At 70.6% G+C, this 24,499-nt stretch carries 25 protein-coding genes and 1 pseudogene; 14 read left to right on the forward strand and 12 right to left on the reverse strand.

Annotation, left to right across the window (positions count from 1 at the left end; genetic code table 11):
- Positions 1-81 precede the first annotated feature (81 nt).
- Genes B7K21_RS06165 through dtd form a run of 5 tightly spaced genes read left to right on the forward strand, consistent with a single transcriptional unit; the run spans position 82 to position 2,937 of the window.
- Positions 82-627 carry an FABP family protein gene (locus tag B7K21_RS06165; RefSeq protein ID WP_084074305.1) on the forward strand — a complete coding sequence of 182 codons (546 nt, stop codon included), beginning with the start codon at positions 82-84 and terminating at the stop codon, positions 625-627.
- Between the two features lie 13 nt (positions 628-640).
- Positions 641-1,795 (forward strand): folate-binding protein YgfZ, encoded by a 1,155-nt coding sequence (locus tag B7K21_RS06170; RefSeq protein WP_084074306.1) that lies wholly within the window; start codon positions 641-643, stop codon positions 1,793-1,795.
- A gap of 25 nt (positions 1,796-1,820) precedes the next feature.
- Positions 1,821-2,105 (forward strand): hypothetical protein, encoded by a 285-nt coding sequence (locus tag B7K21_RS06175; protein ID WP_084074307.1) that lies wholly within the window; start codon positions 1,821-1,823, stop codon positions 2,103-2,105.
- Positions 2,106-2,165: 60 nt separating this feature from the next.
- Positions 2,166-2,501: a DUF2516 family protein gene (locus B7K21_RS06180; protein WP_200806244.1), complete on the forward strand. Its 336-nt coding sequence runs from the start codon at positions 2,166-2,168 to the stop codon at positions 2,499-2,501.
- A gap of 10 nt (positions 2,502-2,511) precedes the next feature.
- Positions 2,512-2,937 (forward strand): D-aminoacyl-tRNA deacylase, encoded by a 426-nt coding sequence (gene dtd / locus B7K21_RS06185; protein WP_084074309.1) that lies wholly within the window; start codon positions 2,512-2,514, stop codon positions 2,935-2,937.
- A gap of 35 nt (positions 2,938-2,972) precedes the next feature.
- On the opposite strand, the gene B7K21_RS06190 is transcribed toward dtd, so the two are convergent.
- Positions 2,973-3,788: a hypothetical protein gene (locus B7K21_RS06190; RefSeq protein WP_084074310.1), complete on the reverse strand. Its 816-nt coding sequence runs from the start codon at positions 3,786-3,788 to the stop codon at positions 2,973-2,975.
- Entirely contained in the window at positions 3,785-4,741 is a 957-nt protein-coding gene (locus B7K21_RS06195) for an ABC transporter ATP-binding protein (protein WP_084074311.1), read from the reverse strand. Before B7K21_RS06195 ends, B7K21_RS06190 begins: the two co-directional genes overlap by 4 nt.
- Positions 4,742-5,116: 375 nt before the next feature.
- Here B7K21_RS06195 and B7K21_RS06200 point away from each other — a divergent pair, with 375 nt between their 5' ends.
- Positions 5,117-7,699: an ATP-dependent Clp protease ATP-binding subunit gene (locus B7K21_RS06200; protein ID WP_084074312.1), complete on the forward strand. Its 2,583-nt coding sequence runs from the start codon at positions 5,117-5,119 to the stop codon at positions 7,697-7,699.
- 161 nt (positions 7,700-7,860) lie between these two features.
- Here the strand turns inward: B7K21_RS06200 and B7K21_RS06205 are convergent, their stop codons facing one another.
- Positions 7,861-8,337 (reverse strand): SRPBCC family protein, encoded by a 477-nt coding sequence (locus B7K21_RS06205; protein WP_084074313.1) that lies wholly within the window; start codon positions 8,335-8,337, stop codon positions 7,861-7,863.
- A gap of 157 nt (positions 8,338-8,494) precedes the next feature.
- On the opposite strand from B7K21_RS06205, the gene B7K21_RS06210 reads away from it, so the two are divergent.
- The gene (locus tag B7K21_RS06210; protein ID WP_084074314.1) at positions 8,495-9,511 is read left to right on the forward strand and encodes an aldo/keto reductase; all 1,017 of its coding nucleotides are present in this window, start codon (positions 8,495-8,497) and stop codon (positions 9,509-9,511) included.
- Positions 9,512-9,572: 61 nt separating this feature from the next.
- On the opposite strand, the gene B7K21_RS06215 is transcribed toward B7K21_RS06210, so the two are convergent.
- Both B7K21_RS06215 and B7K21_RS06220 read right to left on the reverse strand, forming a co-directional pair.
- Positions 9,573-10,427 (reverse strand): DUF2510 domain-containing protein, encoded by an 855-nt coding sequence (locus B7K21_RS06215; RefSeq protein ID WP_159448429.1) that lies wholly within the window; start codon positions 10,425-10,427, stop codon positions 9,573-9,575.
- An 89-nt stretch (positions 10,428-10,516) separates the two neighbouring features.
- The gene (locus tag B7K21_RS06220; protein ID WP_084074316.1) at positions 10,517-11,416 is read right to left on the reverse strand and encodes an A/G-specific adenine glycosylase; all 900 of its coding nucleotides are present in this window, start codon (positions 11,414-11,416) and stop codon (positions 10,517-10,519) included.
- Positions 11,417-11,478: 62 nt separating this feature from the next.
- Between B7K21_RS06220 and B7K21_RS06225 the strand changes: the two genes are divergently transcribed.
- Positions 11,479-12,105, forward strand: coding sequence for a hypothetical protein (locus tag B7K21_RS06225; RefSeq protein ID WP_084074317.1), 627 nt, complete (start codon positions 11,479-11,481; stop codon positions 12,103-12,105).
- 23 nt (positions 12,106-12,128) lie between these two features.
- Here B7K21_RS06225 and radA read toward each other — a convergent pair whose 3' ends face one another.
- Positions 12,129-13,526: a DNA repair protein RadA gene (gene radA / locus B7K21_RS06230; RefSeq protein ID WP_084074318.1), complete on the reverse strand. Its 1,398-nt coding sequence runs from the start codon at positions 13,524-13,526 to the stop codon at positions 12,129-12,131.
- A gap of 84 nt (positions 13,527-13,610) precedes the next feature.
- On the opposite strand from radA, the gene B7K21_RS06235 reads away from it, so the two are divergent.
- The 5 genes from B7K21_RS06235 to proC are packed head-to-tail and all read left to right on the forward strand — an operon-like array spanning position 13,611 to position 18,048.
- The gene (locus B7K21_RS06235; RefSeq protein WP_084074319.1) at positions 13,611-15,089 is read left to right on the forward strand and encodes a hypothetical protein; all 1,479 of its coding nucleotides are present in this window, start codon (positions 13,611-13,613) and stop codon (positions 15,087-15,089) included.
- Complete coding sequence (locus B7K21_RS06240) at positions 15,086-15,694, forward strand: TetR/AcrR family transcriptional regulator (RefSeq protein WP_084074320.1); 609 nt, start codon at positions 15,086-15,088, stop codon at positions 15,692-15,694. The genes B7K21_RS06235 and B7K21_RS06240 overlap by 4 nt, the downstream gene beginning before the upstream one ends.
- Before the next feature lie 27 nt (positions 15,695-15,721).
- Entirely contained in the window at positions 15,722-16,441 is a 720-nt protein-coding gene (locus B7K21_RS06245; protein WP_084074321.1) for an ABC transporter ATP-binding protein, read from the forward strand.
- Positions 16,438-17,187 carry an ABC transporter permease gene (locus tag B7K21_RS06250; RefSeq protein ID WP_084074322.1) on the forward strand — a complete coding sequence of 250 codons (750 nt, stop codon included), beginning with the start codon at positions 16,438-16,440 and terminating at the stop codon, positions 17,185-17,187. The genes B7K21_RS06245 and B7K21_RS06250 overlap by 4 nt, the downstream gene beginning before the upstream one ends.
- 27 nt (positions 17,188-17,214) lie before the next feature.
- Positions 17,215-18,048, forward strand: coding sequence for a pyrroline-5-carboxylate reductase (gene proC / locus B7K21_RS06255; RefSeq protein ID WP_084074323.1), 834 nt, complete (start codon positions 17,215-17,217; stop codon positions 18,046-18,048).
- 6 nt (positions 18,049-18,054) lie between these two features.
- Here proC and B7K21_RS06260 read toward each other — a convergent pair whose 3' ends face one another.
- Both B7K21_RS06260 and B7K21_RS06265 read right to left on the reverse strand, forming a co-directional pair.
- Complete coding sequence (locus B7K21_RS06260) at positions 18,055-18,486, reverse strand: cupin domain-containing protein (protein ID WP_084074324.1); 432 nt, start codon at positions 18,484-18,486, stop codon at positions 18,055-18,057.
- A gap of 29 nt (positions 18,487-18,515) precedes the next feature.
- Positions 18,516-19,109: a dienelactone hydrolase family protein gene (locus B7K21_RS06265; protein ID WP_255373744.1), complete on the reverse strand. Its 594-nt coding sequence runs from the start codon at positions 19,107-19,109 to the stop codon at positions 18,516-18,518.
- Between the two features lie 169 nt (positions 19,110-19,278).
- On the opposite strand from B7K21_RS06265, the gene B7K21_RS06270 reads away from it, so the two are divergent.
- Positions 19,279-20,550 carry an ATP-binding protein gene (locus tag B7K21_RS06270; protein ID WP_084074326.1) on the forward strand — a complete coding sequence of 424 codons (1,272 nt, stop codon included), beginning with the start codon at positions 19,279-19,281 and terminating at the stop codon, positions 20,548-20,550.
- A gap of 25 nt (positions 20,551-20,575) precedes the next feature.
- Here B7K21_RS06270 and B7K21_RS06275 read toward each other — a convergent pair.
- The 4 genes and pseudogenes from B7K21_RS06275 to B7K21_RS06290 all read right to left on the reverse strand — a co-directional run.
- Positions 20,576-21,151 (reverse strand): annotated as a pseudogene (locus B7K21_RS06275) (dienelactone hydrolase family protein); the annotation flags it as partial.
- Positions 21,152-21,295: 144 nt separating this feature from the next.
- The gene (locus B7K21_RS06280) at positions 21,296-22,894 is read right to left on the reverse strand and encodes a carbohydrate-binding domain-containing protein (protein WP_159448430.1); all 1,599 of its coding nucleotides are present in this window, start codon (positions 22,892-22,894) and stop codon (positions 21,296-21,298) included.
- A 175-nt stretch (positions 22,895-23,069) separates the two neighbouring features.
- The gene (locus B7K21_RS06285) at positions 23,070-23,864 is read right to left on the reverse strand and encodes a VTC domain-containing protein (protein ID WP_234989198.1); all 795 of its coding nucleotides are present in this window, start codon (positions 23,862-23,864) and stop codon (positions 23,070-23,072) included.
- A complete protein-coding gene (locus B7K21_RS06290) occupies positions 23,861-24,478 on the reverse strand; it encodes a DUF4956 domain-containing protein (protein ID WP_084074329.1) in 618 nt (205 codons plus the stop codon). Before B7K21_RS06290 ends, B7K21_RS06285 begins: the two co-directional genes overlap by 4 nt.
- Between the last annotated feature and the right edge of the window lie 21 nt (positions 24,479-24,499).

Below are 24,499 nucleotides of genomic sequence, written 5' to 3' on the forward strand. Positions count from 1 at the left end.
CATCCTCGCGGTCCTCGGCTTCGCCGCCACCGCGTGGATCGTCGGCATCGTCGCCTACCGTCTGCTGAAGGGCGACAACCGGTGACGTTCACGCTTCCCGAAGGCCTCGCACCCGAGGTCTACCCGCTCGCGTGGCTCGTGGGCACGTGGGAGGGCAGCGGCGAGCTGTCCTACCCCGGCGTCCCCGCGTCCGCCTTCCGCCAGCGCGTCGAGTTCGATCACGACGGCGGCCCGTACCTCACCTACCGTTCGGACATCACGCTCATGGGGCCCGACGGCGAGGAGGGTCAGGTATGGCAGGTCGAGTCCGGCTTCTGGCGCGTCGCGCCGTCGGTGCCAGAAGGCGTCGAGCTGCAGGACTTCCAGCACCCGCTCGAGGTCGTGCTCACCGAGGCGTCCGGCGTGCTGAGCGCCTACATGGGCGCGGTCGGCAACGGGCGCGTCGACCTCGCGACCCGCTTCGTCGCCTCGACCGAGTCGGGACCCGAGGTGCGCGGCGCGACCCGCATGTACGGCAACGTGAACGGCGAGCTCATGTGGGCGTGGGACCTCGCCGCATTCGGCCAGGAACTGCAGTCGTATGCCGCCGCGCGCATGAGCCGCGTGGAATCGCCCACCGAGGCCTGAGCGTTCTCCCCGTATGACGACCACTACCGCCAGCCCCCTGCTCAGCCGTCACGGCGCCGTCGAGGCCACCGGGCTCGACGCCGGTGTCGCGTGGCACTACGGCGACCCCACGGCGGAGCAGCGCGCGCTCGCCGCCAGCCGCGCGGTCGTGGACCAGTCGCACCTCGGCATCGTGACCGTGACTGGTCCGGACCGTCTCAGCTGGCTCAACTCGCTCACGACGCAGGAGGTCGCGGCTCTCGCGCCAGGCGTCTCCACCGAGCTCATGATCCTCAGCCCGCAGGGGCGGATCGAGCACGTCGCCGCCGCCGTGGACGACGGCTCCACGACGTGGCTCATCACCGAGAGCCCGACCGGTCTGGCCGACTTCCTCGACCGCATGCGATTCATGCTGCGCGTGGACGTCGCCGACGTCACGTCCGAGTGGGCCGCGCTCGGCGAGGCCATCTCCGCCCCGGCGTCCGAGGGCGAGCCTGTCACCTGGGTGGACCCGTGGCCCCACATTGCCGACGGGGGCACCACCTACGCGGCGGACCCCTCGGGTCACCCCGGAGATGCCCGACGCTGGCGCCTGGTGATCGTCCCCCGCACCTCCCTGGACGTCGAGGTCGACGCGCGCCTCGCGTCGGGCTGGTCCCTCGCCGGGACCTGGGCCACCGAGGCGCTGCGCATCGAGGCCTACCGCCCCCGCGCCGCCGCCGAGGTTGACGAGACGACGCTCCCGCACGAGCTGGACTGGCTGCGCACCGCCGTTCACCTGCACAAGGGGTGCTACCGCGGGCAGGAGACGGTCGCGAAGGTCCACAACGTGGGCCGCCCGCCGCGTCGCCTCACGCTTCTGCACCTCGACGGCTCCGCGCACGCCCTGCCCGAGATCGGCGCTGAGGTGCGCATGGGTGTCGAGGACGACGCGAAGATCGCGGGGCGCATCACCTCCGTCGCGCGGCACCACGAGCTCGGCCCGATCGCGCTCGCAGTGCTCAAGCGCTCTACGGACCCCTCCGCCACGCTCGTCGTCCCCTCGGACGGGGGGCCGCTCAGCGCCTCACAGGAGCTCATCGTGAACGCCGACGGCTTCAGCGCCGACCGACCGCCCAAGGTCGGCCCCACGATGAAGGGCCTGCTCATGGGCAAGGGGTGCGCCGCCGACGGCGGCGACATGAGCTGACGCTCGACCGGTTCAAGGGGGAACCATGGATGTCGTCCTGATGATCTTCGCGCTGCTGGCGCTCGTAGCACTGCTCGTCGCCGGCGCGCTCTTCCGCGAGCGCTTTGGATGGCTCATCCAGGCGGGGCTCGCGGGCGTGTTCATCGCGCTCGGACTCTCGGATCAGGGGTGGCAGCGCTGGACGTGGTTCGCGCTCGCCGCGATCGACATCGCGCTCGCCGTTGACGGGTTTCGCAAGCGCCGTAGGGTCCGCGACGAGGCGCCCGCGAGTGCCCCGCGGCCTGAAGGGCCCACTGACTCGATCGGCTAACGTGGTGCCGTTGCGCCGGTGATGGACCGGCGGCCAGCCCACCGACACCCGGGAGTCATCGTGCTGTTCGCGAGCGTCCAGAGCCTCGTCGTCCTCGCCCTGTCCGTCGCCGCGCTCGTCGGCGCCGTGTGGGGCCTGATCGACGCCTCCAAGTACTCGAACGAGGCCTACGTCGCCGCCGGCAAGCAGACCAAGACGGTGTGGCTCGCGATCATGGGCGTCGCGGCAGTCATCGCGTTCCTCTCGGTGCCCCCGCCGATCGGCGTCGGCGGCGGCATCGTCGGCTTCCTCGGCATCCTCGCCATCGTCGCGGTGATCGTGTACTTCGTCGAGGTCAAGCCCAAGGTCGCACCCCACCACCGCCCAGGCTCCGGCCCGTCGCGCGGCACGTGGTGACCGGCACCGCATGAAGGCAGTGCTGCAGCGCGCCTCCCGCGCCTCCGTGACAGTCGACGGCGCCGTCACCGCGTCGTTCGACCGCCAGGGCGTGCTGGCGCTCGTGGGCGTCACGCACGACGACGGTCCCGCGCAAGTCGAGCTGATCGCGCGCAAGATCGCGGATCTGCGCATCCTCGACGGCGAGCGGTCCGTGCTCGACGCGGGCGCACCCGTGATCGTCGTGTCCCAGTTCACCCTCTACGCCGACGCGCGCAAGGGACGCCGGCCCACGTGGAACCAGGCCGCTCCGGGCCCGGTCGCCGAACCCCTGGTCGACGCGGTCGTCGAAGCGCTGCGCGCCCGCGGGCTGACGGTGGGGACCGGGATCTTCGGTGCCGACATGAAGGTCGAACTCGTGAACGACGGCCCGATCACCATCATTCTCGAAGCCTGACGGGCGGAGGCGTCCCCCCCGCCCGTCAGCCCCTCTCAGACGTCTCGCTTTCGCAGCGACACGAGCGCACCCAGCATCGGCACGACAGCCCACGCGACCAGCACTGCGACACCGGCGTTCGGGCCGAGCCCGATGACGCCGTCGGCCGGGCCTTCCGTGAGCGCTGCCGCCGAGGTGGCTCGCACCGGCAGGACCGCCGAGACCCAGCGAGCGATGTCGCTGTTCACCAAGGACAGAACGCCAGGCAGGATCAGCTGCATCGCGACGATCGTGAAGATCGCGCCTACCGACGACCGCAGGAGCACCCCCAGGGCGATGGCCAGCTCCGCGGTGACCACGAGCGCGAGCAGCTGCACTGCCACGAGCCGCAACGTCGCCCCGTCCGTCAGATCGATGCTGACGCCGGCGTCACCGAAGGTGCCAAGACTCGCGACCCACGCTCCCACGAAGCCCACCAGACCGACGCCCAGCGCGAACAGCCCTCCCACCGTCGCCTTCGCACCGAGCACTGCCCCGCGCGTCGGCGTCGCCGTGAAGGTGTTGCGCGCCATCCCGGTGGTGAACTCCACCGTGGCGAGCAGCGCCGCCAGGACCGCCACGAGGGTCAGCGCGAAGTCCACGCCGATCCACAGCAGGCTCACCGCGTCCACGCTCTCGGCGCTGGTCCCACCGGCGAAGTCGATCCAGTCGGGACCCACCAGCATGGGGAAGCCCACGAGGGACCCCACCGCGAGGATGACAAGGATCCATGTGGACCTCAACGACGAGGTCTTGATCCACTCGGCGCGCACCGCACGCGCATAGCCGGAACGCTTCACCGGCACGCTCGGCGTCACCACGGCGGCGCTCATCGTGCCACCGCCGCAACCTGCGGAGCCGGGCCCTGCACCACAGCGGGCTCACCCGCGCGGTACTCCGTCTCCTGAGCCGTCAAGCGCATGTACGCCTCCTCCAAGGTCGAGCCCGCAGAGCGCAGCTCCGCGAGCCACAGCTGATGGTCGCGCGCGAGCCGACCGATCTCACGCGCGTCGATGCCGGTGATCGCGAGACTCTCGCGGTCCTCTCCCGCCGTCACCGTCGCTCCCCGAGCGGCGACCAGCTCAGCCAGGCGCTGCGCATCGGGGCTGGTCACCAGCACCGAGTCCGGTGCATTCGCGTTCACGAAGTCCGCCAACGGGGCGTCCGCAAGGATGCGGCCCCTGCCGATCACGATGACGTGGTCCGCGGTCTGCTGCACCTCGCTCATGAGGTGGCTCGACAGGAACACCGTGCGGCCCTCGTCCGCGAGGCGCCGCGACAGGCGGCGCACCCACATCACCCCGTCAGGGTCCAGACCGTTCACCGGCTCGTCGAACATCACGATCCTGGGATCCGCGAGCAGAGCGCCCGCGATGCCGAGGCGCTGCCCCATGCCGAGCGAGAAGCCGCCCGCCTTCTTGCGCGCCACCTCGGTCAGCCCGGTGAGCTCGATCACCTCGTCCACGCGCGCGTCGGAGATCCCGTGCGTCGCCGCGATCGCGCGCAGGTGCGTACGCGCCGACCGACGGGGATGCACTCCCTTCGCATCGATCAGGGCACCGATCTCCTGCAGCGGGCTGTCCAGGTCCGCATAGCGCCTGCCGTTCACGGTCACCGCGCCCGACGTGGGCCGGTCCAGACCCAGGATCATGCGCATCGTCGTCGACTTGCCCGCCCCATTGGGCCCAAGGAAGCCGGTGACCTTCCCCGGCTGCACGGTGAACGTCACGTGATCCACCGCAGTCTTGCTTCCGAACCTCTTGGTGAGGTCCCTCGCCTCGATCATCGTCGTCCTTTCCTCTGCGCCGCCCCCCTTGTCCAGCGGCTCTCCCTCGACGCTAGACACCCGGGCCGCCCCCGCGCGATCAGGTAACCCCCTGGTCTTTCGCCTCAGGGTGACCCTCGCACCACCGCAGCCTCAGGCGCCCGGCCGGTCCACAGTGTCGGGCCCGTCCGGCAAACCCCACCGGGCACGGCACGCGCCGCGCGTGTGTCGCCGCCGTGAACACTGTCACGCCGGTGGCGAACATGGGCATGAGGGGACCCCCGCGCTGGTTAGCCTGGAAGCGCTTCGGGATCCGTCCCGATGCGATCGACCCCTCGCCAGCTCGGGAGAGGTCGAGGATCCCGGCCCCGGCCGGACGACTCTTGGGAGGTTCACATGTTCGAGCGGTTCACCGATCGAGCCCGTCGCGTCGTGGTGCTTGCGCAGGAAGAGGCGCGCATGCTCAACCACAACTACATCGGGACGGAGCACATCCTGCTCGGCCTGGTGCGCGAGGGCGAGGGCGTCGCCGCCAAGGCCCTCGAGGCCATGGACATCTCCCTCAACGGCGTGCGCGAGCAGGTCCAGGAGATCATCGGCGAGGGCTCGCACGCCCCGTCCGGCCACATCCCCTTCACCCCGCGAGCCAAGAAGGTCCTTGAGCTGTCGCTGCGTGAGGCGCTGCAGCTCGGCCACAACTACATCGGCACCGAGCACATCCTGCTCGGACTCATCCGCGAGGGCGAGGGCGTCGCGGCGCAGGTGCTCGGCAAGCTCGGCGCCGACCTCGGCGGCGTGCGCCAGCAGGTCATCCAGCTCCTGTCCGGCTACGAGGGCAAGGAGCCCGCGGCTGCCGGGGCCGGTGGCGGCCCCTCTGAGGGCACGCCCGCCGGCTCGACCGTGCTCGACCAGTTCGGCCGCAACTACACGCAGGCCGCGCGCGAAGGAAAGCTCGACCCCGTCATCGGGCGCGAGATGATCCAGGAGCGCGTCATGCAGGTCCTGTCGCGCCGCACGAAGAACAACCCCGTGCTGATCGGCGAGCCCGGCGTTGGCAAGACCGCCGTCGTCGAGGGCCTCGCCCAGGCGATCGTCCGCGGCGACGTGCCCGAGACGCTCAAGGACAAGCACCTCTACACGCTCGACCTCGGCTCGCTCGTCGCCGGCTCCCGCTACCGCGGTGACTTCGAGGAGCGCCTCAAGAAGGTGCTCAAGGAGATCCGGACCCGCGGCGACATCATTCTGTTCATCGACGAGATCCACACCCTCGTGGGTGCCGGAGCCGCCGAGGGCGCGATCGACGCCGCGTCGATCCTCAAGCCCATGCTTGCCCGTGGCGAGCTCCAGACCATCGGCGCCACCACGCTCGACGAGTACCGCAAGCACGTCGAGAAGGACCCCGCGCTCGAGCGCCGCTTCCAGCCCATCCAGGTGCCGGAGCCGGAGCTGAGCCACGCGATCGAGATTCTCAAGGGCCTGCGCGACCGCTACGAGGCGTTCCACCGCGTCACCATCACCGACGACGCGATCGTCGCGGCCGCCCAGATGGCCGACCGCTACATCTCCGACCGCTTCCTTCCGGACAAGGCGATCGACCTCATCGACGAGGCGGGAGCGCGCCTGCGCATCCGTCGCATGACGTCGCCGCCCGAGCTGCGCGACCTGGACGACAAGATCGCGAACGTGCGTCGCGACAAGGAGTCCGCGATCGACGAGCAGGACTTCGAGAAGGCCGCGTCGCTGCGCGACGTCGAGCGCCGCCTCACGGAGGAGCGCTCGGAGAAGGAGCAGGCCTGGAAGTCCGGCGACCTCGACGTGGCCGCGGTCGTGGACGAGGACCTGATCGCCGAGGTGCTGTCGATGTCCACCGGCGTGCCGGTGACCCGCGTCAGCTCCGACGAATCCGGCCGCCTCCTGCGCATGGAGGAGGAGCTGCACAAGCGCATCATCGGCCAGGAGCAGGCCGTCAAGGTGCTGTCGCAGTCGATCCGCCGCACGCGCGCAGGCCTCAAGGACCCCAAGCGCCCGGGAGGCTCGTTCATCTTCGCCGGCCCCACCGGAGTCGGAAAGACCGAGCTCGCCAAGGCGCTCGCCGAGTTCCTGTTCGGCGACGAGGACTCGCTGATCTCGCTCGACATGTCCGAGTACGGCGAGAAGCACACGGTGGCCCGCCTGTTCGGTGCGCCTCCCGGCTACGTCGGCTTCGAGGAGGGCGGCCAGCTCACCGAGAAGGTGCGTCGCAAGCCGTTCTCGGTGGTGCTGTTCGACGAGGTCGAGAAGGCCCACCCGGACATCTTCAACTCGCTGCTGCAGATCCTCGAGGACGGCAAGTTGACCGACGCCCAGGGTCGCGAGGTGAACTTCAAGAACACCATCATCATCATGACCACCAACCTGGGCGCCGACGCGATCTCGCGTCGCCAGGCGACGGGCTTCTCGGTCCAGCGCGAGAGCGGCCAGACGTACGAGGAGATGCAGAGCCTGGTCAACACCAAGCTCAAGGAGCACTTCCGCCCCGAGTTCCTCAACCGCGTCGACAACACCGTGGTCTTCCCGCAGCTCACGCAGGACGAGATCATCCAGATCGTGGACCTCATGGTGGCCCGCCTCGACGAGCGCATGAAGGACAAGGACATGGGCATCGAGCTCACGCCCGCGGCCAAGGCGCTGCTCGCCGAGCGCGGCTACGACCCGGTGCTCGGTGCGCGTCCGCTCCGCCGCGCCATCCAGCGCGACATCGAGGACACGCTGTCCGAGAAGATCCTGTTCGGCGAGGTCGTCGCCGGCCAGATCGTGCGCATCGACGCTCAGGGAGAGGGACTCCTCGCGGAGTTCACCTTCGAGGGCGTGGACAAGGACGACGTGACAGACGCCCCCACGACGGCCGACCCGGTCGTGGTGACGGGCAAGGGCACCGACCTCACCGACCACAAGGCCGAGGGGTCCGACGTCGAATCACACCGCGGCGACGCGTCCTGACACCAGCCTGATCACGAAGGCCCGTCTCCCCCTGGGGAGGCGGGCCTTCGTCATACCTGGCATGGGTGCGCGCTGTGAGGCACTCGGTGCTCTGGCCGAGCGAATCTGCGCACTCAGTGCCTCACAGGGTGCGGGGCGTGCGGGTCGCAACTCGTGCGGGGTCAGGCGCGGGACTCTGCCGCCGCTCTGATCTCGTCGAGGTCGTTCTTCATCGCCTTGCGTGTGGCGGAAGCCCCGAGCGAGGCAGTCATCTTGGCCATCACCCGAGAGAAGCCGGAGGCGTCGGCGCTAGGGCTGCCGGTGAAACGCATGGTGAGTCGCGTGCCGGAGGCGATCGGCTCCACCGCGAATCCCGAGACGTAATCCGCGCCGTGGCTGTGCGCGACGATCGTCGTGGAACGCGGGCCGTCCACCGAGGCGACCTCCATGTCCTCGGTCGCCTCCTTGCCGAACATCTTCCGTGTCTCGCGCCAGCGCGTTCCGACCTCGTACCCGTCGGGGCCGCCCAGCCGCTCAACCTGGAGAATCCCGGACATGACCTCCGAGGCTCCGTCCAGGTCGGTGATGATCGCCCAGACCGTCTCGGCTGTCGCCTTGATGTCAACGGAGACGTCGACGCTCCACTCGTCCTTGGCCATGATCCGCTCCCTCGGGCCGCCCGGGACAACGGCCCTCTCTCGGAACGTAGCACGCGAGTCCGGCCCACACGGGGGTGCCCTGGAATGCACTCAGTGCTGGTTGCGACGTGGATCTCAGCACTGAACGACTGCCAGGGCGCGTCACTAGGCTGACGGCATGACCCACGATCCGCATGTGGCCAGCGCTGCCCGCTACGACTCGATGACCTACCGCCGTTGCGGCCGCTCGGGACTGCAACTGCCCGGAATCAGCCTGGGGCTGTGGCAGAACTTCGGCGATACGAAGCCCTACGAGACGATGCGCGACATCGTGCTCGCCGCATTCGACGCGGGTGTCACGCACTTCGATCTTGCCAACAACTACGGCCCGCCGCCTGGCAGCGCGGAGACGAACTTCGGACGCATCGTCGCGGCGGACCTCAAGGCCTACCGCGACGAGATCCTGATCTCCACGAAGGCGGGCTACACGATGTGGCCCGGCCCGTACGGCGACTTCGGTTCGCGCAAGTACCTCCTGGCGAGCCTGGACCAGTCCCTCGCGCGCATGGGCGTCGACTACGTCGACGTCTTCTACCACCATCGCCCGGACCCGGACACGCCGATCGAGGAGTCGATGATGGCGCTCGACCAGGCGGTGCGGTCCGGCAAGGCGCTGTACGCGGGCATCTCGAACTACGACGCCGAGGGCACGCGCGAGGCTGCGCGCATCCTGCGCGAGCTGGGTACGCCTCTGCTGATCCACCAGCCCCGGTACAACATGTTCGACCGGCGCGTGGAGCAAGACGGCCTGCTGGATGCGCTGGGTGAGGTGGGCGCGGGCGCGATCGTGTTCTCGCCGCTCGCGCAGGGCCTGCTCACCGACCGCTACCTCTCCGGCATCCCGGAGGGCTCGCGCGTCACGCACTCCGCGTTCCTGTCCGAGAAGAACCTCACGGACACGTACCTGGAACGCGCCCGCGCGCTCCACGCGATCGCGCAGGAACGCGGCCAGACGCTGGCGCAGCTTGCCCTCACGTGGGTGCTGCGCGACGATCGCGTCACGTCAGCGCTCGTGGGCGCATCGTCCGTCAAGCAGTTGCACGGGAACCTGGCGGCGCTCGACGCGCCCGCCTTGACCGACGACGAGCTCGCGGCGATCGAGCCCCACGCGGTGCACGGCACGGAGTGGCTCTAGCGAGCGCCGCGCGTCAACGGTGCGGTGCTCGCCCCGCAGCATGCCCGACGCTGCGGCGGGTTCAGCCGATCAGCGCCGAATCGACGATGGCGTCGAGGGCGGCGCATTCAGCCCCCTCTGCGTACGCATTGCACGCGAACGTCACGTACTGGCCGCCGGCATCGAGCGTGACGACGTCGACGGTGTGATCGAAGCCCTCGACGCCCGCCTCGACATGCGTGCGAAGCGCCGGGTAGCCCACTGCGGTCGCGGCCTCCGTCGGCGAGTCGTCCACGGGCAGCCCGAGCCCCGACAGGACCGTCGCATGCTGGCCGGCGAGCGTCGCGTCGGCGCTCGTGACGTGGATGACGAAGGTGTCGTCGGGCGACTGACGATCCGCGCCGGACGCGTACACGCCGATCAGCGTCGCAGCGTCTCCATCGGCGGCGAACGCCGCAGGGTCCACGAAGTCGGCGAAGCGCGCCGTCGCATCGTTCCACGCGTCGGGCAAGGCGAACGCGACGGAGGGGTCCTCGAACGACCATGCGGCGAAGCCGTCCGGCACGACGAGCTCGGCGGGAGCGTCGACAGGCGCGTCGTCGCCGCTGTCTGAGTCACCCGTCGTTCCCTCGCCCGCGAGGCCCTCCTGCGCGGTGTCCTCGCCCGCGAGCGCGCCGTCATCGACGGTCGAGTCATCGCCGAGGAAGCCCAGGTACCACAGCAGCGCGGCCGCTCCAGCGAGCAGCGCGATCACGCCGAGCACCATGGGCGTCGCCCCGCGCCGCTTCGACGCGTGGCTCGCCTCCGGGCGATCGGACTCCGCGCTCGCAGACTCCGGCCGGGCGCGCGTCTGCGTCGTCCACCGGACACCGTCCCAGCGGCGCAGGTCCGCCTCGCCCAGGGGGTCCGGGTACCAGCCCTCGCGCGGGTCGCTCATTCCGCCTCCGTCAGTAGTCATGGCTGAGGTCCGCGGCCAGGCTACCCGTGCCTCGCGCACCCGCCGCACACGCCCGACGCCGTGGTCGCCTACAGCGCATAGGTGCCCCGGTCTGCGTCCACCTCGCGCACGAGCCCGTCGTCCACGAGCGACTCCAGGCATGAGTCGAGCTGTCCCGGCTCGACGTCCTCGAGCGCCGCGTGTCCGCTGAGGTTCACCGGTGCCGAGGCCGCGCGCAGGAGCGCCATGATGCGGCCACGCACCTGCCTGTCCGTGCCGTGCCAGGGCTGGGTCCTGCGAGGGGCCGCCTCGAGACCGGTCGCGCCCGCCGCGAGCCATGCGCACTCGGCGGCGAGGGGACACGCGTCGCAGCGGGGCGCTCGCGCCGTGCACACGAGCGCGCCGAGCTCCATCGACCCCGCGGCCCATCGGACCGCATCGCTGGCGTCCTCAGGCACCAGGGCAGACGCGCGCTCGCGCTCGCGGACGGTCAGATGAAGTGCTGGAAGCGGCTCACCTCCCCACGCCCGCCCGACGACCCGGCGCACGTTCGTGTCCAGGACCACCGCGCGTCGGGCGAATGCGAAGGAGGCCACGGCGGCGGCCGTGTAGGCGCCGATGCCGGGCAGTGCAAGGAGCGTGGCCTCATCCGACGGGACCTCGCCGTCGTGCTCGTCCGCGAGCGCGCGGGCGCACTCCCAGAGCCGCTTCGCACGCCGCGGATAGCCCAGGCGACCCCACGCGCGCACCGCATCGGCCTGCTCGGCGGTGGCGAGATCTGCGGGACTCGGCCAGCGCGCCATCCACTCGTTCCACACCGGAAGCACGCGCACCACCGGCGTCTGCTGGAGCATGATCTCGCTGACGAGCACGCCCCATGGGGTGCAGTCCGAATGTCGCCACGGCAGATCGCGCGCCTCACGGTCGTACCAGTCGATGACGTCGCGCACCATCCGTGCGTCGCGAGTCGTGGGGGACGTGCGCGGCATGGCTCCATCGTGCCAGCACGGAACGTGGTTACGGTGGTGGCACAGGCGGAAGGAGTGCGGCCATGGATGGTCTGCGTCACCCCGTGGGCGAGAAGCCGGCCGGGGTCTACTGGGTCCGTCGGCTCATCGTCTTCGGCGTGATCGGGCTGGTGCTCGTGGTCGCGTGGTTCCTGATCTTCTCCCCCGGTGGGGATGGGGATGGCGAAGGCGCCGGCACCACGACCGAGCCCCCCGTCACGACGAGCCCGACGGCGGATGCCACCGGCTCGCCCGGCGCCGCCTTCGCGTGCACGGACGCGGACGTGGTGCTGACCGCCACGCCGAATCCGTTCACGTCCGGCGCGGGCTCACTCCCGCAGTTCGACGTGTCCGTCGAGCACGTGTCGCTGTCTCCGTGCCTGCTGTCGACCAGCGCAGAGGGGACAGAGCTGTACATATGGTCGGGGAGGACGGACAGCCCAGACCGCGTCTTCTCGTCGCTCGACTGCGCAGATGACGGCTCGTTCACCGACACTGAGCTGCTGCTCGCCGATGGAGCGACCGAGATGTTCCAGGTGAACTGGACGCGGCAGCGCTCGTCGGAGGGCTGTGCGACGCCGACCTCGACGCCGGGCGACGGCTTCTACTGGGCCGAGATCACCGTGCAGGGCATTGCGGCCGAGCCGGTGCAGTTCGAGCTCGCGAGCTGAGTCTCTCGCGCACGACGGATCCGCTAGAACGGCGGGCGCGATCCCGACTCCGTCTCGGCGGGGAGTGCGAGGTGCACTGCCTCCGCAAGCGTGCTCACCGGATGCAGGCGCACGCCGCTCGGGGACTTCACGCCCCTCGACGCGGGCACCACGACGTCGGTGAACCCGAGGCGCGCGGCCTCCGCGATCCGCTGGTCGAGCGCCGCGACGGGCCTCACAGCTCCCGACAGCGCGACTTCGCCCACGGCGGCGAAGCCCTCGCGGACGGGACGGTCCAGCCGCGCAGACGCGAGTGCGAGCGCGAGAGCGACATCCGCGGCGGGCTCGGTCACGCGCGCGCCGCCGATGGTGGAGACGTAGACGTCGTCCGCCGCGAGCGCGAGGCCCGCGCGGCGATGCAGCACTGCGAGGATCATCGCCACGCGCGCGCCGTCGATGCCGGACGTCGCGCGTCGCGGATTGCTGAGCGCGCTCGGCGCGACGAGAGCCTGGATCTCCGCGGGCAGGGGGCGCTTGCCGTCGAGCGTGATGGTGGCGCACGTGCCGGGGACGTGGGCTCCCTCGCGCGAGAGGAACAGTCCGGAGGGGTCGGCGACGGACTCGATGCCGCTGTCGACCAGCTGGAAGCAGCCCACCTCGTCCACCGAACCGAAGCGGTTCTTGACGGCGCGCAGGAGCCGCAGAGGGCTGTGCTGCTCGCCCTCGAACTGGCACACGACGTCCACGAGATGCTCGACAAGGCGCGGTCCCGCGACTGAGCCTTCCTTCGTGACGTGGCCCACCAGGATCATCGGAACGCCACGGGTCTTGGCGGCCTGGATCAGCGCCTGAGCCACCTCGCGCACCTGGCTCACGCCGCCCGCGGTCCCGTCGACCTCGGCCGAGGCGATCGTCTGAATCGAGTCGACCATGAGCAGCGCCGGCTGGCTCGACTCGATGTGCGCGAGGACGGCCCCAAGGTCCGTCTCGGCGGCGAGCAGCACCTCCTGCTCGAGAGCTCCGATGCGCTCGGCCCGCAGCCGCACCTGGCCAGCGGACTCCTCACCCGTGACGTACAGCACGCGCTGGTCGGCGCGCGCTGCCCGTGCCGCGACGTCCAGCAGGAGCGTGGACTTGCCGACCCCCGGCTCGCCGGCGAGCAGGACGACCGCGCCCGGCACGAGGCCGCCCCCGAGCACACGGTCGAGCTCGCCTACTCCGGTGGCCCGACGGGTCGCGGCCTGCGCCGACACCTCGGGCAGGGGCGTGGCCGCGGTGGTGGGAGCGGTCGCGGACGTGCGCGGCCCGGCCGTCGCGGCGCCACCCTCGACGACCGTGCCCCACGCCTGGCACTCGCCGCAGCGGCCCACCCACTTGGCGGCCGTCCAGCCGCATTCGGTGCAGCGGTACGCGGGGGTCGAGCGTCGGGTGGTGGTGGCCATGCGAACACGGTAGCCGCGCGGTGTGACAACGCCGCCCCGCCGCGCTTTCGGGGCATTCAGGGCGTGCGGCCCTAGGCTGGCCCCATGGCGGACAACGGGGGCTCCGAGCACGGGTCGAGCACGTCCGAGTGGGAGGCGCTGCTCGGAGGTCGCGGCGAGACCGCGCCCACGAAGCCGGCCATGCCCGCGTTCCGCCCGATGCCGGTGCACCCTGAGCCGATCGACGACGCAGACGAGGCCGACGACGTCGTCGCCCCGGTGCAGCCGCCCGCGGCGGACGAGATACAGCCCGAGCCCGGCTCCCGCACCTTCGCGCCCGTGATGTCGATGCCGCTGTCGCCCTATCTGCGCCCCGCGGGGCTGAGCGCGGAGACGGCGGTGCGTGACGACGCCGAGGACCCGTTCAGGCGCCTCGGCGAGAGCGCGGTCACGAACGCCGCCCTGCACGCGTCTGGCGCGCCGACCCCCATGGCAGGCGTCCCATTGCCGTCGCACGTCGAGCCGTCGGGGGACGGTGATCCGGAGGATGCCGACGATGCCTCGGACCCGTTTGCCGATGACGCTGCCCCATTCGTGCCGCGCTTCGAGCCGCGCGGCGTCGTCTTCGCCCCCGAGGACTCGGGGACCGAAGACGTCGCAGCGACGGACGCGGCGTCCGGGGACGACCCCGACGCTGCGGGCACCGCAGCCGTCATGACCGCCGCGGCCGCAGGAGCCGCCGCGGCGACGCCCAGCGCCGGGGTGACCACGCCGCCCTCTGGCATCCCGCCGACGTGGCGGATCCCCGAGCTCGAGGACACCGTCACCTCCGCCGCGCCCTACCGGCCGACCATGCGACTCGCGGACGCTCCCGGCGCCGACGACGAGGCGACGGCCGACGCTGGGGAGGCCCCCGCGTCGGGCATGGACGCCTCCACGGCGGTGCTCCCGCCGATCGCGTCCACGGAGGAAGGTGCCGGCGACGGCGAGGGCGGCGACGGCACGGACGCCGAGCCTGGCGACCGCGCGCCGATCTCGTGGGGGATCGTCGCCGCGCTGGTCGTGGCGGGCCTCGCCGTGTGGGGAGCAGCGGCCTACGGGATCTACCTCGCGTTCCTCGCACCGGAGGACGTCGCGATACCCGCGGAGACCCACGTGGCCGGGCCTCCTGGACCCACGATCGATCCGGTCGCCCCCGAGGATCCCTCGGACTTCCTTGCGGCCATGCCGCTGACAGTGAGCACGTATGCGCTGACGGAGTCGACGGCGCTGGATCCGTTCCGCTCCGGGCTTCCGCAGCGGGCGGCCGAGGCGTACGACCTGGTGTACTCCGATGGCTCCACCGCGGTGTCGGTGCGCGCGATCCAGCACTACACGGTCGAGGAGGCGACGGCGGCCTATGCGGCCCTGGTGGGCGAGGCGACCGATCGTGAGTCCCTCCTCGGCGAGGGCGGGGCAGAGCTCGGCGAACGCGCGATCCTCGACGACGGCACCGTCGTGTGGCGCAATGGCACGGCGGTCATGATCGCCTCGGGCGAGGACCCGGACGCCAACCTCGAGATCTACCGGCTCTTCGGGTTGTGACCCGGTCGCGCGGTCCGCGCGGCGCGGGCACCGACACCCGTGCCGACATCGTCGCGGCCGCGGCCGCGGTCTTCATGCGGGACGGCTACGCCGGGACCTCGATGCGCGCGATCGCGCGCGAGGCGAGCGTGGATCCCGCGATGGTGAGGCACTGGTTCGACTCGAAGGTCGAGCTGTTCGTGGCGGCACTGCGGCCCGCGCAGCGCGACGACCCGCGTTTGGTCGCGCTTGCCGCGCTGCCCCCCACCCACCTTGGCGAGGCGCTCGTGCGGGTCTTCTCGTCGCTGTGGGACGACCCGGTGCAGGGCCCGCGACTCGCGACGATCCTGCGTGCGGCCGTCGCGGACGAGGATGTGGCGGAGGCGGTGCGCGGCGTCATCATCGCGGACGTCCTGGAGCAGGTGCTCGAAGGGCACCCCGAGATCCCGGCGTCCGAGCGGGCGCTGCGCGCGTCGCTCGCCGCGAGCCAGATGATCGGCCTGGCGGCGGCTCGCCATCTGCTCGGGTTCGCGGCGCTCGAGTCGGCGGATCTCGACACTCTCGTCGCCGCGTACGGTCCCACGTTGCAGCGCTACCTCACGGGGGACCTCGGTCCGGTTGCGTGATCCGCGAGAAGGAGCATAATTCCTCACATGGAGAATAATGCGATCGAGATCACGGGTCTCAGAGTCGTGCGCGGCAGCAAGGAGGTCCTTCACGACCTCTCGCTGACGGTGCCGCGCGGCGCCGTCGTCGGACTGCTCGGCCCCTCGGGAGGAGGAAAGTCCACCCTCATGCGCTCCATCGTGGGAGCGCAGATCATCGCGGGCGGCGACGTCAAGGTGTTCGGCATCGAGGCTGGCACCGCGCCCCTGCGCCACCGCGTCGGCTATGTCACGCAGGCACCCTCTGTCTACGGCGACCTCACGGTGCGCCAGAACCTCGCCTACTTCGGTGCGCTCGTGGGCGCCGACGCTGACAATGTGACCCACACGATCTCCAGCGTCGGGCTCGCCGACCAGGCCGACCAGATCGTCGGCACCCTCTCGGGGGGCCAGCTCTCGCGCGTCTCCCTCGCCGCCGCCATCCTCGGCCGGCCCGACCTGCTCGTCCTCGACGAGCCCACCGTCGGACTCGATCCGGCGCTGCGTGACGACCTGTGGAAGCTCTTCCGCCACTTCGCGGAGGGCGGCACCACGCTGCTGGTCTCCAGCCACGTCATGGACGAGGCGACGCGATGCGACCGTCTGCTGTTCCTGCGCGAGGGCCGCATCCTCGCGGACGGCACCCTCGAGGAGATCACGGCCGAGACCGGCACCACGGACGCGGAGTCTGCCTTCCTCGCCCTCGCCCGAGGGAAGGAAGCGGCATGAACGCCCGCCTGACCGCCGCGACCGCCAAGCGCGTCCTCCTGCAGTTGCGCGCAGACAAGCGCACCATCGCGATGATGCTCGTGCTGCCGCTCCTGCTGCTCACGCTGCTGTGGTGGATGTTCGGCGACACCCCCGATCCCGCCACCGGCATGCCGCTGTTCGACCCGCTCGGCGCGCGCCTCATGGGCCTGTTCCCGATGCTCCTCATGTTCATCATCACGTCCGTCGCCACGCTCAGGGAGCGCACGAGCGGCACCATGGAGCGCCTCATGGCCTCGCCCATGCGCCGCGGCGACGTGGTGCTCGGATACGCGCTCGCGTTCGGCCTGGTCGCGATCGTGCAGGGCACGCTGCTCGTGCTCTACTCCGTGTACGTCCTGAGCCTCGACGTCGCCGGACCCGTGTGGGGGCTGGTGCTGGTGATCGTGCTCGACGCACTGCTCGGCACCGCGCTCGGGCTCGCGGCGTCGTCGCTCGCGCGCACCGAGTTCCAGGCCGTACAGATGATGCCCGTCGTGCTGCTGCCGCAACTGCTCATCGCTGGCCTGTTCATGGCTCGCGAGGACATGCCCGACGTCCTGTATTGGATCTCCACGGTGCTGCCGCTGAGCTACTCGATCGACGCGATCAACGACATCCTCGCGGACAACGTGGCAGGCATCTGGCCCGAGGTGACGATCCTCGTCGGGTTCATCGTCGGCGCGCTCGTGCTCGGCGTCACGACTCTGCGGCGCCGGACCGCCTGAGCCGAGTGGCCGGATAGCCTGGAACGCATGAGCGAGACCACGTATCCCCGCGTCGCCGTCCTGGGCGGTGCAGGCACCATCGGCACCACCGTCATCTCTGCGCTGAGGGGAGCGGGGTGGCCCGCTGACCGCATCGTCGCGGCGGGACGCACCGCCGCGAGGCTCGAGACGGTCGCGGCGGAGTTCGGCGTCGAGGTCACCACGGATGCGGCCGACGCCGTGACCGGGGCCGACGTGGTGGTCACCTCGGTCAAGCCGCAGGACATGAGGGCACTGCTGACGCAGATCGCGAGCGCGGTGAGCGCTGACGCGCTCGTGCTCACCGTCGCTGCGGCCCTCCCGTCGAGCTTCTACGAGGACCTGCTCGCGCCCGGCACTGCGGTCGTGCGCTCGATGCCCAACACGCCTTCGCGGCTGGGCAAGGGCGCCACCTCCATCTCGGCGGGCGCTCACGCCACCGAAGAGCACATGGCGCTCGCGGAGCGCATCCTCGCGGGCACCGGCCTCGTCGCGCGAGTGCCGGAGGATCAGATCGCGGGCGTGTCGGTCGTGTCGGGCTCGGGCCCCGCGTTTTTCTACGCCGTCGCCGAGGCCATGGCCGCGGCAGGCATGGCCAACGGGCTGGATCGCGAGCTCGCGGAGGCGCTCGCGGCGCAGACCCTGATCGGTGCGGGCGCGCTGCTCGAGGAGTCTGGGGAGACCCCCGCCGAGCTGCGCGCGAAGGTCAGCTCGAAGGGCGGCACCACGCTCGCCGCGCTCGCGGCCATGGAGTCCGCGGGCCTGCAGGGTGTCTTCTCCGCTGGTGCGAACGCGGCGATCGCGCGCGCACGCGAACTGGGCGAGGAACTGCAGCGCGGCTGAGTGCCTTCAGCTCCAGGGGGACGGGCGAGCCTCGTCGCGCTGCGCGTCGTCCGGCAGGTGCGGGAGCTCCGCGCCGTCGCCGCGGATGCACAGCCACCGCAGTTCCGTGGGGCTCTCGGGCAGCGCACGCCATGTGCGCCACACGCCCTGGCCCACGCGGATGCACGAGCCGGCGCTGACGTCCACGACGTCGTCGTCGAGGCCCATCTGGCCCTCACCGGCGAGGAACACGTAGAGCTCCTCGTCCGACGAGTGGGTGTGCCAGTAGCCTGCCTCCTCGCCTGGGACCAGCGCGTTGGCGGTCATGCCGACGTACTGCATGGGCAGCTCGTGGTCCACGACCCTGCGCCCCTCGCGCGAGCGGTCGGGGACGAAGCCGCCGTAGTGGGCGCGCCACTGGTCGAGGGGTCCGAGCTGAGTCACCTGGTAATCGGTCATGCCGTCAGTCTCGCATCCGCGCGCGGCTCTCAGCCGTCGACTTCCGACAGGAACTCGCTCACGCGCTCGTACATGTCGTGCGAGGCGACCTCGTCGTACTCGTGCCAGCCCTCGAAGCCGAAGAGGTGCCCCTCGCCCGGGTACACGAACTCCTCGCACGCCTCGCCCGCGAGCTCGAGGAACGCGGCGTTGTCGTCGGCGTCCACCCAGGGATCGCGTGCGGCGTAGTGAAGCTGCGCGACGAGGTCCACGGGCCACTCGTGGATCTCGAACCAGGCAGGCGAGATGGCGCCGTGCATGACGACCAGGCCCGCCGCGTCGGGCTCGGTGAGCGCGAGGATCTCCGCGACCGCGCCTCCGAGCGAGAAGCCTGCATAGATGCGCGGGCCTTGCACGCGTGCGGTGAGCTCGCGAGCACGGGCCACCCAGTGCTCCACGCCCTCGGCGTCCACGTGATCCACGCCGGCATCGAGGTCGGTGAAGGTGTGCCCGTCGAAGAGGTCGGGAGTCAGGACGGTGTGCCCGTCCTGCTCGAGGATGTCGGCCCATTGCCGCAGATGACCGGTGAGGCCGAGAGCAGAGTGGAAGAGCACGACGGTTGCCATAGTTGCCTCCGGGGTGATTGCGTCGGCACCACGCTAGAACGGAGCGGCGACATACGCGCGCCGTGGTACGGCGAGAGTGACAACACCCTAGCGCTCTCATACCCCCTGGGGTACGCTTCCCTGCACTGAGGCCGACGAGCCCCTACGGTGAGAGCACAGCCGCACACCGACGTGCAGGGAGGCAGCGATGACCTGGAAGATCCGCGATGCGCACGCCGAGGACCTCGAGGACGTCGTGCGCCTGTGGGAGGCCTCGCGCGCCTCAGGGGCCGAGCCCGTCTACGCGCTCGCCGAGGTGCTGACCTCCGTCACCGAGGACATCGCCGTGGTCGCATGCGTCGGAGACGACGTGGTCGGAGCAGCGGTAGGGCGCCGCGCCCACAACCAGGCCTGGGTGGTCTTCCACGGCGTCGCCGACGAGTTCCACGGCCGCGGTATCGGAGCCTCCCTGCTCGCGGCGCTCGAGTCTCGGGTCGCCGAGGCGGGGGCAGCCGTCCTCTCCGCCCTGGTGCCCGCCGAGCAGGCCTACCTCGATGCCTACCGCGACGCCGGGTTCTCGGAGAAGAAGGCTGTGCGCTACCTCGAGCGCCGGCTTCCGGTGCAGCGCGAGGAGATGGCGCTGCTGGAGGAGCTCGGCGGCCGGGTGCTGCCGCGCGGACTCTGGGACGGCGTCGCCGGCATGCGCCACGAGAAGGACCTCATCGAGAAGCGGCTCGTGCTGCCGCTGGCCGAGCCCGACCTCGCCGACCGCTACGGCGTCGCGCCCCCGCGCGCGGTCGTCATGTTCGGCCCGCCAGGCACCGGCAAGACCACCTTCGCCAAGGCCATCGCGTCGCGCCTCGAGTGGTCGTTCGTCGAGGTGTTTCCGTCGCGCCTCGCCGCCGACCCGGCCGGCCTGGCGGGCGCGCTGCGCGAGACGTTCAGGCAGATCGACGACCTCGAGCACGCGGTGGTGCTCATCGACGAGGTCGAGGAGATCGCCTCGCACCGCCGCGGCGACCCGCCCTCGCCGCTCCAGGGGGTGACGAACGAGTTGCTGAAGATCATCCCGGCGTTCCGCGAACGCCCCGACCGCCTCCTCGTGTGCGCCACGAACTTCATCCGCTCGCTCGACTCGGCCTTCCTGCGCCACGGACGCTTCGACTACGTCATCCCGATCGGCCTGCCCGACGCGGAGGCGAGGGCAGCGATCTGGTCCCGCTTCGTTCCTCCCGCGGCCGAGCAGGCGCTCGACCTGGCCGCAGTGGTCGAGGCATCGGCCGGGTTCACGCCGGCCGACATCGAGTTCGCCGCCCGACGCGCGTCGCAGGCCGCGCTCGAGGCGGCGGTGGACGGTGGCGGCGCGGCCGGGCCGACCACCGCTGACTACCTCGAGGCCGTCTCGGTGACGCGCGCGACGGTGTCCGATGAGGTGGCGAGCCAGTTCGCGGAGGATATCGAGACGCTCGCGCGGCTGTAGGTGCGCGCGGTCGGCCGGCAGCGCGTTACAGGTCCGCGAGGAACTCCATCACGCGGTCGTGCATCAGAGCGCCCTGATAGGCGTCGTGCTCGCCCGACTCCTCGAAGGCGAACAGATGCGCGGCTCCCTCATAGGAGAACTCCTCAAGCGCACCGTCGGGAGCCATCTGCACGAAGGCCTGGATCTCCTCGGGGTCGCACCAGGGATCGTGGCGCGCGTAGTGAAGCTGGCCGGTGAGGTCGCCACCCCAGCTCCCCTCCGGAACCCAGTGGGGCGCGAGGGCCCCGTGCATGAGCACCACGCCGCGCGCCTCGGGATCCGTCAACGCGAGGATCTGCGCGACCGCAGCACCGAACGAGAAGCCCGCGTAGACGCGCTCCGATCCGAGCTCGCCCATCAGCTCGCGCGCACGCCGCACATGCACGGACATGTCGACCGAGTCGACGCGCTCCACGCCTCGATCCACGTCCTCGTACGTGTCGCCGCCGAACAGATCGGGCGTGACGACCGTGTGGCCCGCCTCGCGCATGTCCTCCGCCCAGGCGAGCACCGTCGGGGTGAGGCCAAGCGCCGAGTGGATTAGGACGATGTGTGCCATGGTCGCCTCCTCGGGCGGCGCGCGGGGTGCGCCGCCGTCACCAGGCTAGGGCCGCGTCGGGCGTCTCGCGCGGCGAGCCACGCACCATCCAGGAACGGCAGTGCGCCCCCCGACCACAGGCAGGATCGAGGGGCGCACCGGGACCAGTCAGGACGCGGTGAGGGACCCGAGCTCGTTCCCGCCTGTCAGCGTGCCACCGACGGTGAGGGGACCGACCTCCTCGCCGCCCGCGACACTCCCGCCTGAGACCACCGTGTATGTCGCCCCCGACTCGATGTCGGGCGTGGAAAGGACAAGTGAGGCGGAGGTCTTCTCTGTGGTGTACGAGGCGATCAGCTCTCCGCCGTCATCCACTACAGAGATCACCGTTCCCGCGGCCAGAGACATGTTGAACGTCAGCCACACGTACGGCTGCTCGCCCCCATCCGGTGCCTCAGCCATGCCCGACGCTCCTGACGCCGCAATGACGCCGCCATCAAGTGCGAACTCGCCGTTGTAGTCGATGGGGCCCTCGCGGTCGGTCTCGGGACCGGCAATGACAACCACCCCGCCCGACATCTGGATGTTGCCGTTCGAGTCCACACCGTCACCGACTGCGTCGATGACATAGGTTCCACCGTCAATGTAGATCCCGACGTTGTCCTCGACGATGTCGACAGGCGCCTGCACCTCCACCGCGTCGGTGAGAGCAGGAGAGTCCGACTCGGACTGAGGGGCGCTGGACGCACCAGCAGCGCTGTCGACGGCGCCCGGCCGTTCCGGCCGCTCACCGCCAGCGGTCCCTCCAGGGGGTCCGCCCATTGTCTGAGTCGCAGTCTCCTGGTTGCTCGATCCGTCCGTCGCGTTGATGCCGTCGTCGCTCGCGACGATCGACACGTCGCCGCCATCGAGATAGATCAGTGCCGCCTCAAGGCCCTCGTACGAGTTCGCGATGTCGATCTCGGCATCTCCGATGCGCAGGTAGACCTCGGAGTGAATGCCATCGTCGCCCGCGTCGATCGCGAGCGTGCCGCCCGCGATCGTCACCTGGTTGGCGGCGTCGATCCCGTCGGTGCCGGAGCGGAGGTCCAGCGAGCCGCCCGCGATCCAGACGATGCCCACGAACCGCTCCGACTCGTCGTTGTCGGCCTCGTTGTCGGACTTGAGTGCGTCCCCGGTCGCATCGACGGCGATGTCGCCGTCCAGGATCACCAGGTGGTCCTTGCCACGGATTCCGTCGTCCGTCGCGGTGATCTCGTACGTGCCGGAGGCGATGACGAGCGAGTCCTTGGACGTGATGCCGTCGTTGCGGCCGCCGTCGACCACCAGGGTGCCCTCGCCCGCGAGGAAGAGGTCCGCACTCGAGTAGATCGCGGCGCCGCCTACGGTGTCATCCGTCTCGTCGTACGTACCCGTGTCGGAGACGCTGTTCGTCGTGCCGGCCGCCGTGTAGACGATGACGTTGCTCGCATCATCCACCTGGATCCCGGGCGCATCCGACATCGTGATGTCCACGCCGTCGAGGATGAGCGCGACGTCGTCGTCCACGACGTTCACGACGACCTGACCGTCCGAGAGGGTGCCGCTGAGGACGTACGTGCCGGCGGCCGAGATCGTCACGGTGTCACCGTCGACGCTCACGCCGCTCCCGCCGGACGAGGCGCCGTCCGCGAGGGTGATCTCGGTGGCCGCCGACGCGTCCGGGGCGAGGTCCACTTCGGACAGGTCGAGGTCCTCGTACGAGGCCTCCCCCTCGACGGTGGCCACGGAGATGGCCTCCGTGGACGAGTCCGCGCTGGAGGCGGCGTCGTCGTCGACAGCCGTACCTTCCTGTTCGGCGGTCTCGGGCGAGCAGGCGGTCAGGAGCAGCGCGCCGGTCGCGGCGAGAGAGGCGAAGGCCAGGGTGGGCCTGCGGAGGGTAATGATCGATATGCCTTTCGGTTCAGGAGGCGGGCGCGAGCGCGCCGTCGAGGTGACGGCGCAGCGTGCGGTTCCAACGGTTCGACGGGAGCTCGGGCTGGAGCGCCGCGAGTGAGGTGCAGTACTTGCTGACGCGTGCGGGGCGCACCCCCACGGCCCAGAGGGCGCGGTCGACGTCGCCGGCGTGCCGCGCGACCTTCGTCTCGACGATCAGTGCGCCATCGAAGCGCACCTCGCGACCGGCGGCGTCCCTGGCCGTCACTTCGCGATCGACCGTCACGCGCCCGTGGTCGCCCTCGAAGGTGACGCGGTCGTATGTGGTCGTCAGCGTCGGGCGTAGGCCGGGGACGAGCGGCGCGAGTCGCGGGAAGCCAGCCACGAACTTGGACGCCTGGGGAGGAAGCGACACGATCGGTGCGGCCGCTGCGTCGGGCACGCGATCCAGCCACTGGCGGGACTTGACCGTCGCGCCGCTCGCACCCCGCTCCTTAACCTCGATCGCGGTGACGCCCGCGTCGATGTAGCGGCGCGTGCGCACCTTCGTGCGGCGAGGGCGCCGACGCGCGGCGTCGCGGTACATCTGCAGGTCGACAGTGTCGAAGTAGGTCGACTCATAGCGGTGGACGCGGCGCCCACCCTCGTCGAGGACGCGCAGCCCGTCGATCTCACCGAGCAGCTCGTTCCACAGCTGCGGCGGCACGACGTACTTGCGGTCCACACGAGTGAGCATCGCCGCCGATGCGTTGAGCTCGTCCAGGCCGACCGACGGCATCGCCTCGATGCGCTGCAGCCAGGCCCGGGCGCCGGGGGCGCTCATCGAGCGCCCCCGGCAAGGGTGGCGGCGGGGACCTCGTCCGTGGCGCCGACGGCGTCCACTCCGTCTGCGCGCTGCGGGAGCGTGTAGCGCACGTCGCACTGCGTCATCTCGGAGACGTAGTCGACCTTGCGGATCGTGATCCGATGCACGTGCGCTCCCAGCATCACGGAGGCGAGGTCCTTCGCCACCGCCTCGTCGGCGACGGCGCGGTCGAGGACCATGCTCGCCTGGCGCGTCCTTGCGAACAGCGCCGGGCTGTCACCGACGAAGATCACAGCGAGCAGCACCGCCATGAGGGTGAGGCTCACGGCCGGCGAGGTGGACGGGAATCCACCCAGCAGGCCGAGCGCGATCGCCGTGAAGTAGTAGGCGATCTCGCCGTGATCCATCTCTGTCGACCTGAGTCGGATGATCGACAGGACAGCGAAGATTCCCAGGCCGAAGCCCAGGGTGAGATCGGCGGTGGCCATGGCGTAGGTCACGCCCATGACGCCGACGTTGATGGCCAGGAAGGCGACGATGAGGTCCTTGCGGCGGTGTCGCGGGAAGTAGAGGCCGAAGACGAGGATCGCGATCGCGATGAGGTCGGCGGCGATGTAGCCGAAGGTGGACATGTCTGCTCCTGGGTGGTCGTG

Origin of the sequence: Demequina sp. NBRC 110052 (assembly GCF_002090075.1) — a bacterium.
Classification (GTDB): domain Bacteria; phylum Actinomycetota; class Actinomycetes; order Actinomycetales; family Demequinaceae; genus Demequina.